General features: G+C 44.4%; 14 protein-coding genes. 9 read left to right on the forward strand and 5 right to left on the reverse strand.

The window, feature by feature from the left end:
* Positions 1-4: 4 nt before the first annotated feature.
* Positions 5-844, reverse strand: coding sequence for a carbohydrate ABC transporter permease (locus MKZ16_RS07565; protein ID WP_076104733.1), 840 nt, complete (start codon positions 842-844; stop codon positions 5-7).
* Positions 844-1,725 carry a sugar ABC transporter permease gene (locus tag MKZ16_RS07570; protein ID WP_036675760.1) on the reverse strand — a complete coding sequence of 294 codons (882 nt, stop codon included), beginning with the start codon at positions 1,723-1,725 and terminating at the stop codon, positions 844-846. Before MKZ16_RS07570 ends, MKZ16_RS07565 begins: the two co-directional genes overlap by 1 nt.
* A 263-nt stretch (positions 1,726-1,988) precedes the next feature.
* Here MKZ16_RS07570 and MKZ16_RS07575 point away from each other — a divergent pair, with 263 nt between their 5' ends.
* The 4 genes from MKZ16_RS07575 (at position 1,989) to MKZ16_RS07590 (ending at position 5,606) form a co-directional block, all read left to right on the forward strand.
* Entirely contained in the window at positions 1,989-2,459 is a 471-nt protein-coding gene (locus MKZ16_RS07575; RefSeq protein WP_036675758.1) for a VOC family protein, read from the forward strand.
* Positions 2,459-3,157 carry an SDR family oxidoreductase gene (locus MKZ16_RS07580; protein ID WP_036675756.1) on the forward strand — a complete coding sequence of 233 codons (699 nt, stop codon included), beginning with the start codon at positions 2,459-2,461 and terminating at the stop codon, positions 3,155-3,157. Before MKZ16_RS07575 ends, MKZ16_RS07580 begins: the two co-directional genes overlap by 1 nt.
* Before the next feature lie 304 nt (positions 3,158-3,461).
* A complete protein-coding gene (locus MKZ16_RS07585) occupies positions 3,462-4,295 on the forward strand; it encodes a metallophosphoesterase (RefSeq protein WP_076098875.1) in 834 nt (277 codons plus the stop codon).
* A 150-nt stretch (positions 4,296-4,445) separates the two neighbouring features.
* Positions 4,446-5,606, forward strand: a complete 1,161-nt coding sequence (locus tag MKZ16_RS07590; RefSeq protein ID WP_076098874.1) for a serine hydrolase domain-containing protein — start codon at positions 4,446-4,448, stop codon at positions 5,604-5,606.
* A gap of 182 nt (positions 5,607-5,788) precedes the next feature.
* Here the strand turns inward: MKZ16_RS07590 and MKZ16_RS07595 are convergent, their stop codons facing one another.
* Positions 5,789-6,997: an MFS transporter gene (locus MKZ16_RS07595; RefSeq protein WP_076104732.1), complete on the reverse strand. Its 1,209-nt coding sequence runs from the start codon at positions 6,995-6,997 to the stop codon at positions 5,789-5,791.
* 118 nt (positions 6,998-7,115) lie between these two features.
* Positions 7,116-8,285: a serine hydrolase domain-containing protein gene (locus MKZ16_RS07600; RefSeq protein WP_143759039.1), complete on the reverse strand. Its 1,170-nt coding sequence runs from the start codon at positions 8,283-8,285 to the stop codon at positions 7,116-7,118.
* 178 nt (positions 8,286-8,463) lie between these two features.
* Here MKZ16_RS07600 and MKZ16_RS07605 point away from each other — a divergent pair, with 178 nt between their 5' ends.
* Positions 8,464-8,922, forward strand: a complete 459-nt coding sequence (locus MKZ16_RS07605) for an Lrp/AsnC family transcriptional regulator (RefSeq protein WP_036675753.1) — start codon at positions 8,464-8,466, stop codon at positions 8,920-8,922.
* A 123-nt stretch (positions 8,923-9,045) separates the two neighbouring features.
* Here the strand turns inward: MKZ16_RS07605 and MKZ16_RS07610 are convergent, their stop codons facing one another.
* On the reverse strand, positions 9,046-9,894 hold the full coding sequence (locus MKZ16_RS07610) for an AraC family transcriptional regulator (protein WP_036675751.1): 849 nt from the start codon (positions 9,892-9,894) through the stop codon (positions 9,046-9,048).
* A gap of 271 nt (positions 9,895-10,165) precedes the next feature.
* On the opposite strand from MKZ16_RS07610, the gene MKZ16_RS07615 reads away from it, so the two are divergent.
* The 4 genes from MKZ16_RS07615 (at position 10,166) to MKZ16_RS07630 (ending at position 14,220) form a co-directional block, all read left to right on the forward strand.
* On the forward strand, positions 10,166-11,545 hold the full coding sequence (locus MKZ16_RS07615) for a sugar ABC transporter substrate-binding protein (protein WP_076104731.1): 1,380 nt from the start codon (positions 10,166-10,168) through the stop codon (positions 11,543-11,545).
* A gap of 64 nt (positions 11,546-11,609) precedes the next feature.
* The gene (locus tag MKZ16_RS07620) at positions 11,610-12,512 is read left to right on the forward strand and encodes a sugar ABC transporter permease (RefSeq protein WP_076104730.1); all 903 of its coding nucleotides are present in this window, start codon (positions 11,610-11,612) and stop codon (positions 12,510-12,512) included.
* 14 nt (positions 12,513-12,526) lie between these two features.
* On the forward strand, positions 12,527-13,381 hold the full coding sequence (locus tag MKZ16_RS07625) for a carbohydrate ABC transporter permease (protein ID WP_036675746.1): 855 nt from the start codon (positions 12,527-12,529) through the stop codon (positions 13,379-13,381).
* A gap of 38 nt (positions 13,382-13,419) precedes the next feature.
* Positions 13,420-14,220, forward strand: coding sequence for a histidinol-phosphatase HisJ family protein (locus MKZ16_RS07630; RefSeq protein ID WP_036675745.1), 801 nt, complete (start codon positions 13,420-13,422; stop codon positions 14,218-14,220).
* Positions 14,221-14,225 lie beyond the last annotated feature (5 nt).

Below are 14,225 nucleotides of genomic sequence, written 5' to 3' on the forward strand. Positions count from 1 at the left end.
ATCGTTAGCCCTTTACGGAGCCTTGGGCAATGCCTTCAATAATATATTTTTGCATTACTAGGAAAAAGATGACCACCGGCGTAATCCCGAGCACAAGTCCTGGAAGCGCCAAATCCCACTGCTTCGTATATTGTCCGAAAAAGCTATAAGTGGCGATGGGAATGGTGCGGAGCACCGGATCCTGCAGAATAAGCGATGGCATCAAGTAATCGTTCCAGATCCACAGGGTGTTCAGTATGATGACGGTGACGATAATCGGTTGCATAAGCGGAAGAACAATCCGGAAAAAGGTACCATAAGGACTGCTTCCATCTACTCTTGAAGCTTCCTCTATATCGAGAGGTACCGATTTGACGAAGCCGTGGAATAGAAAAACAGTCATCGGGGCGCCAAACCCAAGATACGCTAAAATCAAACCGGCGGTTGAATCCATGACGCCCAAGCCGCTGACGACCTGCACCAGCGGGATCATAATAGATTGAAATGGGATAACCATGGCGGCTACTAATGCAATATAGAGCACACGGTTATACAAGCTGTTGTTGCGGACCATTTTGTAAGCGCACATGGAGCAAAGGAATGCTAGCAGAATATTACTAATCACCGTGATGATAAAAGAGTTCAGGAAAGCGCGGGGGAAATTGGTAGCTTTCCAAGCTTCCGCGTAGTTGCTCCACTGGAGTGCTGAAGGCAGCGCAGCAGAGTCTGATAGTATTTCACTATAGCTTTTCACTGAGTTAGCCAGCAAAAAGTAAAATGGCACTAAAAATAGTAGTCCCAGCAGGATTACAATCACTTCGATGAGAAGCAGGGGGAAATTAAATTTCTTGGCGGTAGTCTCCATTACAGCTCCACCTCTCTTTTCTTGGTTGCTCTAACCTGTAATAGGGAAATCAAAGCCACGATGACGAAGAAAACCATCGCTTTGGCCGAGCCCATTCCGAACCGACTGATGGTATAGGCTTCATTGTAAATATTTAAGGCTACAGATTCGGTAGCTTTAAAGGGCCCACCCTTGGTCAGCGACAGGTTGAGGTCAAACAGCTTAAAGGACCAGGAGATAGATAGAAATAGACAAACAGTTACAGCGGGCATGACCAGTGGAAGAGTGACATGGCGCAAGGCCTGAAAACGTCCGGCTCCATCCACTTTGGACGCTTCAATTAGGCTTTGGGGAACATTGTTGATAGCAGAGATGTAGATCACCATCAGATATCCCGCATTTTGCCAGACAAATACGATAACAATCGCCCAGAATGCTGTCCCTCCGGTGCCTAACCATGGAAGATTAAAGAAGGACCAGCCGGTGGCCTGCCCAATAGAGGAGAATCCTCTGACAAAAATAAACTGCCAAATAAACCCGAGCAAAAGTCCGCCAATGACATGCGGTACAAAAAATACCGTTCTCAGGACATTGCGTGTGAACAGTTTACGCGTCAGCACATAAGCGAGTGCGAAGCCAAGCAGATTGGTCAGCACTAGACCGAAGAAAGTGAACTTCGCCGTGAACCAGAATGAATTAAGAAAGGAAGGATCCTTGGTGAAAATATGTAGATAGTTCCGCAGTCCGGTCCACTCGACATGCCGCGAGATTCCGTTCCAGCTGGTAAATGAATAATAGAGTCCCAAAAAGAAAGGAATCAGCACAATAATAAAGAAAAACAAGGAAGTTGGCCCGACAAAAATAAACTGCTGCATCAGGCGTGATCTTTTTCTATGGTCCATCGTTCCTCACCCCTTTTGTTAATTTAAACTTTTCATTCTATAACCGAATTGGTCATTAACCGAAACAAAAAGTAACATCACGCACCAAATATTCTTAACCAGTTGCGGCATCTGGAGAGGTATAAATGCCTATGATAGCGCCGAAGTCGGCTGGACTTTCTCTGGATAATTTTCACTGGCCCGGAGCGATTTCTTTTCAGGCTTGACAGCCTTTTCAAAGAATCGGTATGGTGGACTTGTCAGACAAATGGGAGGTAGAGTACATGTCAGGATGGCTTGGGAATCATTTTGTTACGCAGATTGGAATTTTGGTGAATGATGTTGAAAAGGTAAGCACGGCTTATGCGGAGTTTTTTGGACTGGAGAAGCCGGAAATTATCGTTACAGATACAGAAGATAAGGCGCAGACTCGGTATAATGGCGAGGCGACGGTGGCGCGGGCTAAGCTGGCTTTTTTTGATATGGGCTCCCTGCAGCTTGAGCTGATTGAGCCAGATCAGCAGCCCAGTACGTGGCGTGATTATTTGAATGAGCATGGTGAGGGACCTCATCATATTGCTTTTGTGGTTGAAGGAATGAAGGAGAAGATTACGCTGCTCGAAGGCAAAGGGTTCCCACTCCAGCAAAAGGGTGAGTATACCGGGGGGCGTTATGCTTATCTGGACACGTTCAAGGAGTTAAAGATGATTGTGGAACTGCTGGAGAACGATAAGGATAAAGGAGAGGATTTATAGTGAATATACTAATTACTGGTGCCGGACGTGGATTGGGTTATGAGCTGGCGGCTGAGGCATTGAAGCGGGGGCATGGAGTCATTGCCGGGGTTCGCCGTCCTGATCAGGAACAAACAGCACTATCCCAGCTTGCTGCGACCTATGGCGAGAAGCTGACTGTGGCCGCGCTGGACGTGACGGATGAAGAAGGAATCGCGGCGCTTGCTGCGAATCTGCAAGGACAAGGCCGGACACTTGGTGCCATTATTAATAATGCGGCGGTGTTGACCGCCAGGGACACACAGATTGAAGAGCTGGATTTCCAAGATATGCTTACCACGATGGATATTAATCTTTACGGACCGATGCGGGTGGTTAAGCATTTCTTGCCGCTGCTCACTGAACCCAAACTTTCGATTATCAATATATCGTCGGAAGCAGGCAGCATTACTAATGCTTATTCGGGAGACTATCCATATTCCATCTCCAAAACGGCACTTAATATGTTCTCACAGCAGCTGCATGTGTATTTAAAAGAACGCGGGGTACAAGTACTCGGCGTACATCCTGGTTGGATGCATACGGAGATGGGCGGGGCAGAGGCGCCAACGAATCCGACCCAAAGTGCTGAGGGCATCATGGACTTGATCGAGAAGCGGACAACACCGGAAGGTCATTTCATGTTTGTAGATTATACGGGTAAGGACATGAAGATTTAAGTAAGAGTGTTCTAACTAAAAGAGGTAACTCAATAGCCATTCGTGGCTTCTGAGTTACCTCTTTTTGATTTTTCTATATGCTTATTTATTTCTTAATCAATAAATAAGTCTATGAATGGTATTATATTATTCATTTCTATGGGACTAATTATAATCTCCCGTTTGGGACAAGCCGCATAAATGACCACAAAGTATAAGAGGAACTAATCTCCTAGATGAATCCATTGGTCCAAGAGTCCCTAAGGTAAAGCGAATATAAATACTACTATGATCCTTCATCCATTTTAAAAGAGGTGAATCTAAGATGAAAAGACAGGTGAAACCTAGTAGGAGAAGAAGACCTGCCTCCAGACTGCAGCCTAAACGTAGTTTAATTCTTAAGGCAAAAGCACAAATCATTAACTTTGCGGTTATTGGTGATAGTCATGTGGGGTATGGAAACAGCGCAAGCATTTTTAGGAATCTTTTGCCTAAAGCTGTGAATAGCGGGAATAAGAGATTTGTTATTTTTGGAGGAGATAATACGCAAGCGGGAGCTAATCATGGAAATAATGCGAATGCTTACTACAAGGACTTCAAGGATACGGTAACAAGCACGCTCGGGAGTATTCCTTATAAAGCATCTATAGGAAATTGGGAGGCAAGTACACAGTCCTTATTCAGACAATATTTAGGTGCTGATGAAGGGCAAATGAATTTCCCGGGTACTCAGGGGAAGGTCAAGTATGTATGGCTTAATTGTGCGCTTGGACGGTTCACTCCGGGTAGTATAAATTTGTTGAAAAATTTAGATGATAGTTTTTATTATATTATAGATTTTCATTGGCCCCTCAAAGTGAGCGGGATTACGGTGGACCCAACCCATGTATTAAGCGCATCGGAGACGAATAAGTTTTTTTCATCCATTCCTACAAAAGTGAGAGATAAGGTGCTAGCTATTTTTACGCATCATGGACATCTGTTTTACCAAAAACTTAGTAATATATATCCCGGTTACAACAAAACTAAATTTTTTGTATGCGGATGTTCCGGGGAATATAAATGCAAAACAAATGGCGATCGGGGTTATTACAATGCCACATTATCCATCAACGGGACAACATTTAATGTGGATGCTTTTAAGGTAGCGGTCAATTAGTAAAACAAAGCTAAGCTGATTTTCGGGAGAAGCCGGGGTCAGCTTTAGCAACAATTCAGGCACAGGATAATAGTAAGCTAGCAGGATTATTTAATATATTTGTATAATAGTTTATATATGTATTAAATGAATCATATTGGAGGGCTACCGATGAGAGGGTTAGTATTTAATTCTTTAGAACAGGCGGGTGTCTCGGCCTTTGGTGTGGAGCGCATTCGTACAGCCGCCGCGCAAATGGTTGAAGACAATATCACACCTGCGCAAGTTATTGTTGCTGCGAGAAAGGGGACGCTGCTGGTCCATCAAGCGAATGGAAAAACAGGCCCTGAAGCAGACGCAGCGGAATTAACCGCGGATGCTATATTTCCACTCTGTTCCATAACAAAACTATTTACTGCAACCGCTATTATGATGTTAGTGGAACAAGGGAAAGTGGGTCTAAATAGGCCGGTTTCTGATTACATCCCCGAATTTACAGGGGAAAACAAAACAAAGGTATGCGTACATCATTTGTTGACACATACCTCTGGAATTGAGGTTGATGTGATTCGTTCTAATGGAATTGCCAAACAGGCGCAAGAGGAATATCCTCCACACGAACCTAATCAAGATCCAGAACTGCATAGTTACTTATATGGCGGTTATGATGCACCACTTAGCCATGAGCCAGGTACTGTGATGTCTTACTGTGGATATGGTTATGAGCTGTTGGGTGAAATCATACGGCGTGTTAGTGGACAAGCTTATGATGTATTCGTAAAGGAAACCATTTTTAAACCGCTGGGAATGGAAAATACATATTATCATGTGCCAATGGAAGTGCGGAACAGAGTAGTTAGACGTGCTCCTGAGGCAGCATGCGCGGAATGGGTAGACAGCGAATACAATTTGAATTCTGTATCTGCGGGGGGCGGCGCTTACTCAACGGCTATGGATTTGGCTGTTTTTGGCCAGATGTTCCTTAACGGTGGAATTTATAACGGAGTACGATTCCTTAGTCCGGTAACAGTAAAAGAAATGACCCGCAATCAAATTCCGGGCGTATCCTCACAATATAGAGATGAAGTTTTTCCTGAAGCGTACTGGGGATACGGATGGGCGATTAATGGCACGAAGCGTGACGGCGGAGATCTGCTCTCTCCTGATGCCTATTCACACTGGGGGGCGGCAGGTCCATTCCTCTGTGTGGATCCGATTTATCAGACGGTGACGGTTCATTTATCCGTAGAGCTGGATCACCAGAAGCCATTTAAAAATATGTATGTTGATTATTTCAATAATACCGTTCTGGCAGCGATCACAGATCTGTAATTCGGCCAAGGATCTGCAAGAATTTATCAAGGGTTGATTTTATAAAATCTAATATAAGAAAGCCAGTGGCATATATTAGTCCTATCTAATATGCACCACTGGCTTATTTTTTAAAAAATCTCTTGTTCAGCTACTGTTATCTGTAAACTCGATGATTGTGGCAGGATTTCTTATGTGTGTGCTTAACGCTTCCTTGAAGGAAATCCGTAATCTTTAGCACGCCACGCTACTAGCAGCGCAAGAATCAATAGTATAAACATTACCCACGGGAAGGAGCGGACACCAAGTGTTTCAATAAGAATCCCTCCCATCACGCCGCCACCGCCAATAGCTAGGTTCCATGCCGTCACCAACATCGATTGGGCCACATCTGCACTTTCGCCAGCGGTTTCGGCAACGGCTGTCTGTAGCAAAGTAGCCGCTCCTCCAAACGTCAACCCCCATACACCAACCACTAAATAGATCACTACGGGCTGGCTGCTACTAATGCTTAGTACAATGGATGATAAGGCGAAAGCAGCGAGGCTGATCAGAACCAATGGACGCAGCTTGCGGTCGATCAAAATACCGATGACCCAGATGCCAACAAGCGCTGTAATGCCAAAAATAAGCAGTACCAAGTCAACGCGCTGGGTTAGCCCGGCCTGAGTAAGATAAGGGGCAATGTAGGTATACAAGATGTTGTGTGCCAGTACCCATGCCAGAACAACAAACAGTACCGGCCGTACCCCCGGAATAACAAAAACCTTGTAGAGAGGGAGTCGCTTATCAGGGGCCTCTCCTGGATAGTCCGGTAGCTTCCAAAACACCCAAGCGATTAGCATCAGAGCCAATAGCGACATGATCCCGAAGATAGAGCGCCAGCCTACAAGGGTGCCAAGAAGTGTTCCCGCAGGGACACCGAGTGCCAGAGCGAGAGGCGTGCCAACCATGGCTACGGCCATTGCTCGTCCCTTGAGTGACTCCGGAACCATGCGCCGGGCGTAACCTGCTATCATCCCCCATAAGACTCCAGCGGATACGCCTGCGAAGAACCGAGCTGTCAGCGTAAGTATATAATTGGAAGAAAAAGTGGTGACGGTGTTGAATATGAGAAAACCAAGGATGCACATTAGTAGCAGTGGTCGCCGCCGCCATCCACGCGTCACGGTAGTTAAGGGAATCGCCGCCAACAGTGAACCCAGGGCGTACAAAGTGACAAGTTGACCTGCAAGGGCCTCGGAGACTCCAAGCCCCTCACCTATTTGGAGCAACAAGCCGGCCGGAATCGTTTCGGTAAGAATACAGATAAACCCCGTCATGGCTAGGGCGAGTAATCCAGCCCATGGCAGACGTTCAGAAGAGGGAGTGCTGGAGGCACTTTGTGTGGCAGAAGATGTGTTTTGGCTCATAGAGAAGCCCCTCTCTTATATAATTTTAGCAAACTCAATGATACACACGACGAATAGGTCTACTAGACAGAGAGCCTAGGCCGGTTCATTCCGGACCCAGGCACCTTGTGTTCTTGCTCTATTTATTACGTCTATCATAAATGGCATCACAAAGGTCAACAGTAAACTGACCCGACATGCCTTCCAGTGCAGTATTAGTGAAAGCCACGGCACTGAGGCGTTGCTTCGGATCGACGAACCACGAATGACCATAAGTGCCACCCATGCGCCAAGTACCCGGGGATTCCGGAGTGTCTGCGGCGACAGGATCCTTTAGTACCGTAATGCCTAGGCCAAAGCCTCGTCCTGGCCAGAAGGCCATTGGCAGATCACCGATCTGGTTGGTCGTCATATCGTGAACCAGTGACTCCGGTAGCAGCGGCGCTCCGCCCTTACGTAATGTTTCCAGCAGTTGCAAAAAGTCTCCGGCGCTGCCGACCATGCCAGATCCTCCAGAAGGATAGGCAGTAGTGTCAAATGCTCGGCTAGGGGCAAGCAGGAACCCAGCCGTTCCCTCCACAAAGGCAATACTGTCGGGCTCAAGTAAGGGCCGTGGCTCTGGAGTATCATTGGCATAGGAAGTGGCCAGCCGTTCTCGGTCAACTGCAATAAAACCCGTGTCGCTCATGCCAAGCGGCTTTGTCACGAGTGAATGTACAGCTTCACTGAGCGGTGTTTCTGTGACCTTTGCAATTACTGCTCCCAGCACATCTGTCGCGATGGAATATTTCCACTCGGTACCTGGCGTATAAAGGAGGGGGACAGAGGCAAGACGACGCAGGTTCTCTTCCAACGTGATGCCGGGCTGATCCATACCATCTGATACCCCTGCTGACTGATAGGAACCCTTCTCTTCTTGAAAAAATCGGTAAGACAGGCCTGCGGTGTGCGTCATCAAATGACGAATCGTCAAGGTCGCGAACTCGCCATTCTGCAAACGCGGCTGAAACTCTGGAAGCCAACGATCAACGCGGTCGTCCAGCTGTAGACGACCTTGCGCAACTAATACTAGGGCTGCCGTTGAAACGATAGGTTTAGTAACTGAAGCTAGCCGGAATAAGGCATCTTCTCGCATAAGTCGGCCTATCTCGCGGTCGGCAAAACCGGCAGCACGGCTATAAACCAGTTCCCCATCTATCATCACTTTAATGACAGCACCGACCAAACGCTTGTCAGCGAGGGTTCGATCGATTACTCTATCGATGCGACCTGATAAACATTCTGTATTTATTTTGTTTGAATCCAATATACTCAACTGTCTTCATCCCTTCGGAATAGTTAAAGCCAGGAACACTTTACTATTGTAGGGTTATTATATATAACGAGTTATCTTGATTACATAAGGCAACTAAGTTAAATTAGCCTTATAACGGTTAATTACAAGCTAGTTAATATAGAACACCTTAAATTTAAAGGAGGCGATTTTGATGGACCATGTTGATAAGCAAATTCTTTTCCATCTTCAAAATCAAGCAAGAATTTCTATGACAGAGCTGGGGAAATGTGTCGGTTTATCGCAACCTGCGGTTACGGAGAGAGTTAGGCGTATGGAGGAAAAAGGCATCATCAGCGAATATCGCACCATAATTTCTCCTGAAAAGATTGGGAAACATGCTGCTGCCTACATGTTATTTCATTCTAGGGATTGTAATGCATTCCTTGATTTCTGCCGCTCAAGTCCTGATGTCGTCGAATGTTACCGTATAAGTGGGGAACACAACTACTTATTGAAAGTAGTAACCGACTCTACACGAGCCCTAGAGGAGTTCGGAAATCAATGTGATAAATACGGTACCTACACGATTCTAATCGTGATGTCATCGCCAATCGATCATAAATTTCTTATACCATCGCTTGAAGAAGCAAGCCTAAACTTACTGAGTTAGATTTTAAACATAATCCGTTAGCCTGTCGCAACAAAAAAAGACTCTTCTATATAAATAGAGGAGTCTTTTTGGTGTGGATATTGTAATAAAAATGATTGCAGCTGCTCCTTTTTCGTAGATACATCATGGACTCTCTATTTTATAAGTCTGGCGGTATTTTAATGGAGAAAGCCCGGTGATTTCCTTAAATACCCGACCAAAGTGAGTCATATTATCAAATCCAACATTTTCAGCTATCTTGGCTACTTTAAAGGCAGTATTAATTAACAAGGCACGAGCTTCTTTTATCCGCACATTATTCAAATATTCTGTAAAGGTGAAGCCTGTACTATCACGAAAAGTTTTGCAGAAGTAGGAAGGACTGATATAGAATCTGTTGGCAATATCGCGTATGGAATGACGTTGGTCGTAATAACGGTTGAGATAGTCAACAATTTCAAATATTTTTTTGTTCACTACACTGATTTCTTCAGTGATTGCAGGAGGCATCGCTTCCTGGTGGCGATAAATATAAATAAGCAGCTCAAACATAAGTGTTTTTAGATAGAATTCATAGCCGGGAGGTTGCTTCGTAAATTCAGAGACCATTTTATTGAATAATTTCTCGATAAAGTTTTGTTCAGAACCATTAAATCGCAGCAGATGACAATCTCGTGTAAAAGTGGACAGCAAATCAAGCGTCTTATTGTTCGGAAACAGATCTTCGAGGAACTCGCGTTTAAATACAAGTGTTATTCGTTCAAAGGTCTCCCCACTCGAATTGACAAGCTTATGAATTTTATTGATGTCAATCAGCAATAGAGAACCCCCGACAACCTGATAAGCCTTATCCTCTATGAAATAGCAAATATCCCCCGAAACCATGTAAAAAACCTCATAACCGTTATGGTAATGTCGTGTAGGCATGCTGGATTGACTTTTTTTCTCTCGACTGATGTCGAATTTTTGTACTTCATAAAAATTGGTTTCCATTTGCTATCCCTCCCAATTCAGTTGTATGTCAACTATATTAACAAGAATATATGCAGAAAAACAATATATTTAGTGAATATATGTGCTGAAAATCATATTTTTAGACGCTATGATGAAGTTGTTCCGAATGGTTTAGCAAAGAGGGGGGTGAAGAGAAAATTAGAATGTTATCTAAATTATCGAATTGTGTAATCTATATGTAAACTTATGCTGAAATTAGAGATACTTTGAACGATTTTAAACGAAAAATGAAAAAAGGTGGGACATAAAAATGAAATCTCAATTCTTAAAAAAGAACCTTCTTTCTACATTTCTACCCGTTGCAGTTCTCGGAATGTCATTGTCGGCATGTGCCGGATCTGGTGATAAGGAATCTACTATCGACCCTTCAGGTGTGCAGAGTAATAAGGGAGAGACAGTAGAGATTAATTGGGTGATGGCTGCAGATCCGGATAAAAAAGCTTGGCAAGACGAGACGATCGCTTCGTTCGAAGCCACTCATCCTAATATTAAAGTTCATCTTGAGAATATTCCGTATGATCAGTTCGATCAGAAGTTGACCACTATGATCTCAAGCGGCAACGCTCCTGATGTGTGGAATCCGAACCAGGCGGACAGCGGTTTTGCTACTTATATGAAGATGGGTGCCCTGAAGGACTTAACGCCTTACATTGAAAAAGGGGCTCCAGAGCTGGATACGATGGATAAGGATTTGCTGGATGTATATAAAATTGATGATAAATTTTTCGGAATTCCGCTTGTCAGCAATGCGACGTATCTGTTTTACAATAAGGATTTATTCGATCAGCAGGGTATTCCTTATCCAACAACGGACTGGGATGACACTTCATGGAACTACGATAAAATGTTAGAAATTGCTCAAAAGCTTTCTCATGATGTAGGTAATGTACGCAAGCAGGTATTCGGATTTGCAAGCGGCCTTAGTCCGAATGCTATGGCTTGGTCATTTGGCGGTGATTTTTTTAAGCCAGAAGCGTATACCTCAGGGGTTATGGGGGAGCCGGATCTACTTAATGACAAAAATATTGAAGCGTTACAATTTAACCTCGATTTAATTAACAAGTATAAGGTTGCACCGGACCAACAGACTGTGTCTGCCGCGGCTCAGCTTGGAGATGTGTTCATGACGGGGAAAGTTGCCATGTACATTAATGGAGGTTGGGGATTGGGTTCTTATGAAAAAGCGGACTTTCGCTGGGGTGTCGCAGCTGTTCCCTACCATGATGGCCGCAAAGTGACACTTTTTGTGGACCCATGGAGCATCTCAAACTTAAGTAAACATCCGGATGAAGCCTGGGAATTTGTCAGATATCTGGCCGATCCCAAAACCGATGGAGGCGCCTATCGCTATATGAATGATGTCGGTAGAACGCCAGCGGACAGCAGCTTGTTTGAACTGTGGTACGAAAAAATATCCTCGCAGATTGGGATGGATAAAGCGGAATTCAAACAAGTCCATGAGGGTGCTATTAAGTATGGACGTGAAGCTGAAAATCATCTGATCGTAAAGTTCAATACGATTCTAGAAACCATGAACCAGACCATGTCTTCTGTATGGAATGGAAGTAAAGATTTGAAAGATGGACTGAAGGAAGTGAATCAGAACCTCCGTTCACTCAAACTGGATTAACTAGAACTGGAAGGATAAGCGGCCGCTAATCGCAGACTAGCCGGCCGCGTAAGGAGGATGATTCATGAAGCGAATGGCAACTGAGAGTAAGCGGGAGGAACGCGCCTTCTGGATGTTTATTATGCCGTGGTTTATCGGTTTCATATTGTTTACTGGCGGACCGATCATCGTGTCGCTGATGTTAAGTTTCTCCGAATACAATGTAATTTCGTCTCCTGAATTTATAGGGTTTGATAATTTCAGGCTGTTATTTCAGGATAGGCTGTTCTACAAATCGTTATCTGTCACCATCTATTATTCCTTATTGTCCGTACCCTTTACCATTGTATCTTCGTTGGTGATTGCCCTGCTGCTGAATCAGAAGGTTCGAGGACAGTCATTACTTCGTACGCTGTATTATGCGCCAAGTGTTATTTCCGGGGTGGCTGTGTCTTTCCTGTGGTCTTGGCTGCTTAACCCGACCTTCGGGGTAGTCAATTCCTTACTCTATGACTGGTTTGGTGTGGAAGGTCCAGGCTGGTTCACGAGCCCGGCGACGGTCGTCCCATCTATGGTTCTGATGCAGTTAACGGCGTCAGGTTCAACCATGGTGATATTCCTAGCTTCCTTGCAATCTCTTCCGAGTGATCTATATGAAGCGGCGTCAATTGAAGGAGCAGGTGTGTGGAAAAAGTTCTACAAAATTACACTTCCGCTCATTTCGCCGGTGGTTTTGTTCAATACGATTATTGCAATGATCGTTTCCCTGCAAGTATTTACTGAATCCTACGTCATTACGAAAGGCGGACCGGACTGGAGTTCATATTTCTATGTATACTACTTGTTTGATACAGCCTTTAAACAATTTCGGATGGGTTATGCCTCTGCTCAGGCCTGGATTCTATTTATCATCCTTTTTACACTGACTCTTGTATTCATGTGGAGTTCGAAGCGGTTTGTCCACTATGAATATGACTCTAAAAGATAGGAGGGATTCACATCATGAGACAGCGAAGTTTTTTACACGGCAAGCTGAAGCCCATTCAGAAGATACTGTTATATCTAATCCTTTATGGCGGCGTTATTCTTTTCGCATTCCCGTTATTCTGGATGTTGGTCACCTCGCTAAAAACCATGGGCGACATTCATAAAGTCCCGATGATATGGCTGCCATCCTCTATTCAATGGAGTAATTATAAGCAAATTTTCATAGATGCTCCAATGGGGCGATATTTATTGAATTCGGTAGGCTACACATGTATCTCAGTATTTGGGACTGTGCTTGCCTCCTCTATGGCTGCGTTTGCGTTCGCTCGTCTTCGTGCCCGTGGAAATATGCTTCTGTTTGTGCTTGTACTCAGCACAATGATGATCCCGTCACAAGTGACTTTGATTCCTCAATATTTGTTATTTAATCAAATTCATTGGACAAATTCTTATTTGCCGCTTATCGTTCCGGCATTTACAGGCAGTGCATTTGTTATCTTTTTGCTACGCCAATTCTATCTTGGGATCTCTAGGGAAATGGATGAGGCAGTTAAGATAGATGGTGGAGGACATCTGGTCATGTATTGGAGAATTCTCCTGCCCTTGTCGGCACCGGCACTCGCTACATCGGCTGTTCTAGAAATCATGTCCCGTTGGAATGATTTATTTGGTCCACTTATTTATTTAAGTGAAAGCAGTCAATATCCTCTTTCACTAGGATTAGCAAATTTCACAGCCGCATATGGACAAACACCATGGAATCTGTTGATGGCAGCATCTGTGGTAACCGTCTTTCCGTTGCTGTTATTGTTCTTTTTTGCTCAAAAAGTATTTATTCAAGGAATTGTTATTTCTGGATCGAAAGGTTAACGCGAATCATAAAAAAGTTTATTACCTGGAGGGAACTTATGAAGTTTGATTATCATACACATCATAATCGTTGCGGGCACGCAACAGGAACAGTAAGAGATTATGTAATTGCAGCCATTGAAAAGGGATTACAGGTTATTGGAATCTCAGATCATACTCCTGCATTTGCGCTGGAGGAAGACCTGCCCTGGCCCGGAGGAGCTATGGCGAAGAGTGAATTTCCTGCATACGTGGATGAGGTTCTAGCTTTAAAAAAAGAATTTGCGGGACAGATTGATGTAATGCTGGGGATTGAAGCGGACTTTTTGCCTGATTCCCTGGATATATATCGTAGTGTCATCGCCAGTTATCCCTTTGATTATGTGATTGGTTCGATTCATAATTTCGGCGGAATCAGCATTTACGATGGAGAATACTGGGACGGATTGGATCAGGCGGGGAAACTTGCGACCAAAAATCTGTATTATGATTATGTCTCTCAATCGGCTAAAAGTGGCTTATACGACATACTAGGCCATGTGGATGCTTTAAAGCGGTATTTTCCCGGTTATTCCGGCTTGTGGACAGAAGCGCTGGATTTCACCCTGCAAACCGTTGCAGCAAGTGACGTAGTTCTCGAAATTAATACTTCTGACGATAACTGTGTCCCAGATACGGCTTTTCTAGAAAGAGCTCTGTTTCATGGTGTGAAGGTCACGATTGGATCAGATGCACATGAACCCGAACGGGTGGGAGATCAGTTCGAAGAAGTCCGGAAAAACCTGCAGGCCATTGGCTATCGGGAATGGGCTACATTCCATAAACGGGTTAGAACAATGGTTAGTCTAGACCAAATATAAAATGA

Source organism: Paenibacillus sp. FSL R5-0928 (assembly GCF_037970385.1).
In the GTDB taxonomy this organism is placed as follows: Bacteria; Bacillota; Bacilli; order Paenibacillales; family Paenibacillaceae; genus Paenibacillus_AQ; species Paenibacillus_AQ odorifer.

Excerpts from the sequence above, each read along its gene's own strand:
- MKZ16_RS07605 (WP_036675753.1), top strand. The coding sequence starts at position 8,464 with ATGGACCATGTTGATAAGCAAATTCTTTTCCATCTTCAAAATCAAGCA.
- MKZ16_RS07615 (WP_076104731.1), top strand. The coding sequence starts at position 10,166 with ATGAAATCTCAATTCTTAAAAAAGAACCTTCTTTCTACATTTCTACCC.
- MKZ16_RS07595 (WP_076104732.1), bottom strand. The coding sequence starts at position 6,997 with ATGAGCCAAAACACATCTTCTGCCACACAAAGTGCCTCCAGCACTCCC.
- MKZ16_RS07565 (WP_076104733.1), bottom strand. The coding sequence starts at position 844 with ATGGAGACTACCGCCAAGAAATTTAATTTCCCCCTGCTTCTCATCGAA.
- MKZ16_RS07625 (WP_036675746.1), top strand. The coding sequence starts at position 12,527 with ATGAGACAGCGAAGTTTTTTACACGGCAAGCTGAAGCCCATTCAGAAG.
- MKZ16_RS07620 (WP_076104730.1), top strand. The coding sequence starts at position 11,610 with ATGAAGCGAATGGCAACTGAGAGTAAGCGGGAGGAACGCGCCTTCTGG.
- MKZ16_RS07610 (WP_036675751.1), bottom strand. The coding sequence starts at position 9,894 with ATGGAAACCAATTTTTATGAAGTACAAAAATTCGACATCAGTCGAGAG.
- MKZ16_RS07575 (WP_036675758.1), top strand. The coding sequence starts at position 1,989 with ATGTCAGGATGGCTTGGGAATCATTTTGTTACGCAGATTGGAATTTTG.
- MKZ16_RS07570 (WP_036675760.1), bottom strand. The coding sequence starts at position 1,725 with ATGGACCATAGAAAAAGATCACGCCTGATGCAGCAGTTTATTTTTGTC.
- MKZ16_RS07585 (WP_076098875.1), top strand. The coding sequence starts at position 3,462 with ATGAAAAGACAGGTGAAACCTAGTAGGAGAAGAAGACCTGCCTCCAGA.
- MKZ16_RS07590 (WP_076098874.1), top strand. The coding sequence starts at position 4,446 with ATGAGAGGGTTAGTATTTAATTCTTTAGAACAGGCGGGTGTCTCGGCC.
- MKZ16_RS07630 (WP_036675745.1), top strand. The coding sequence starts at position 13,420 with ATGAAGTTTGATTATCATACACATCATAATCGTTGCGGGCACGCAACA.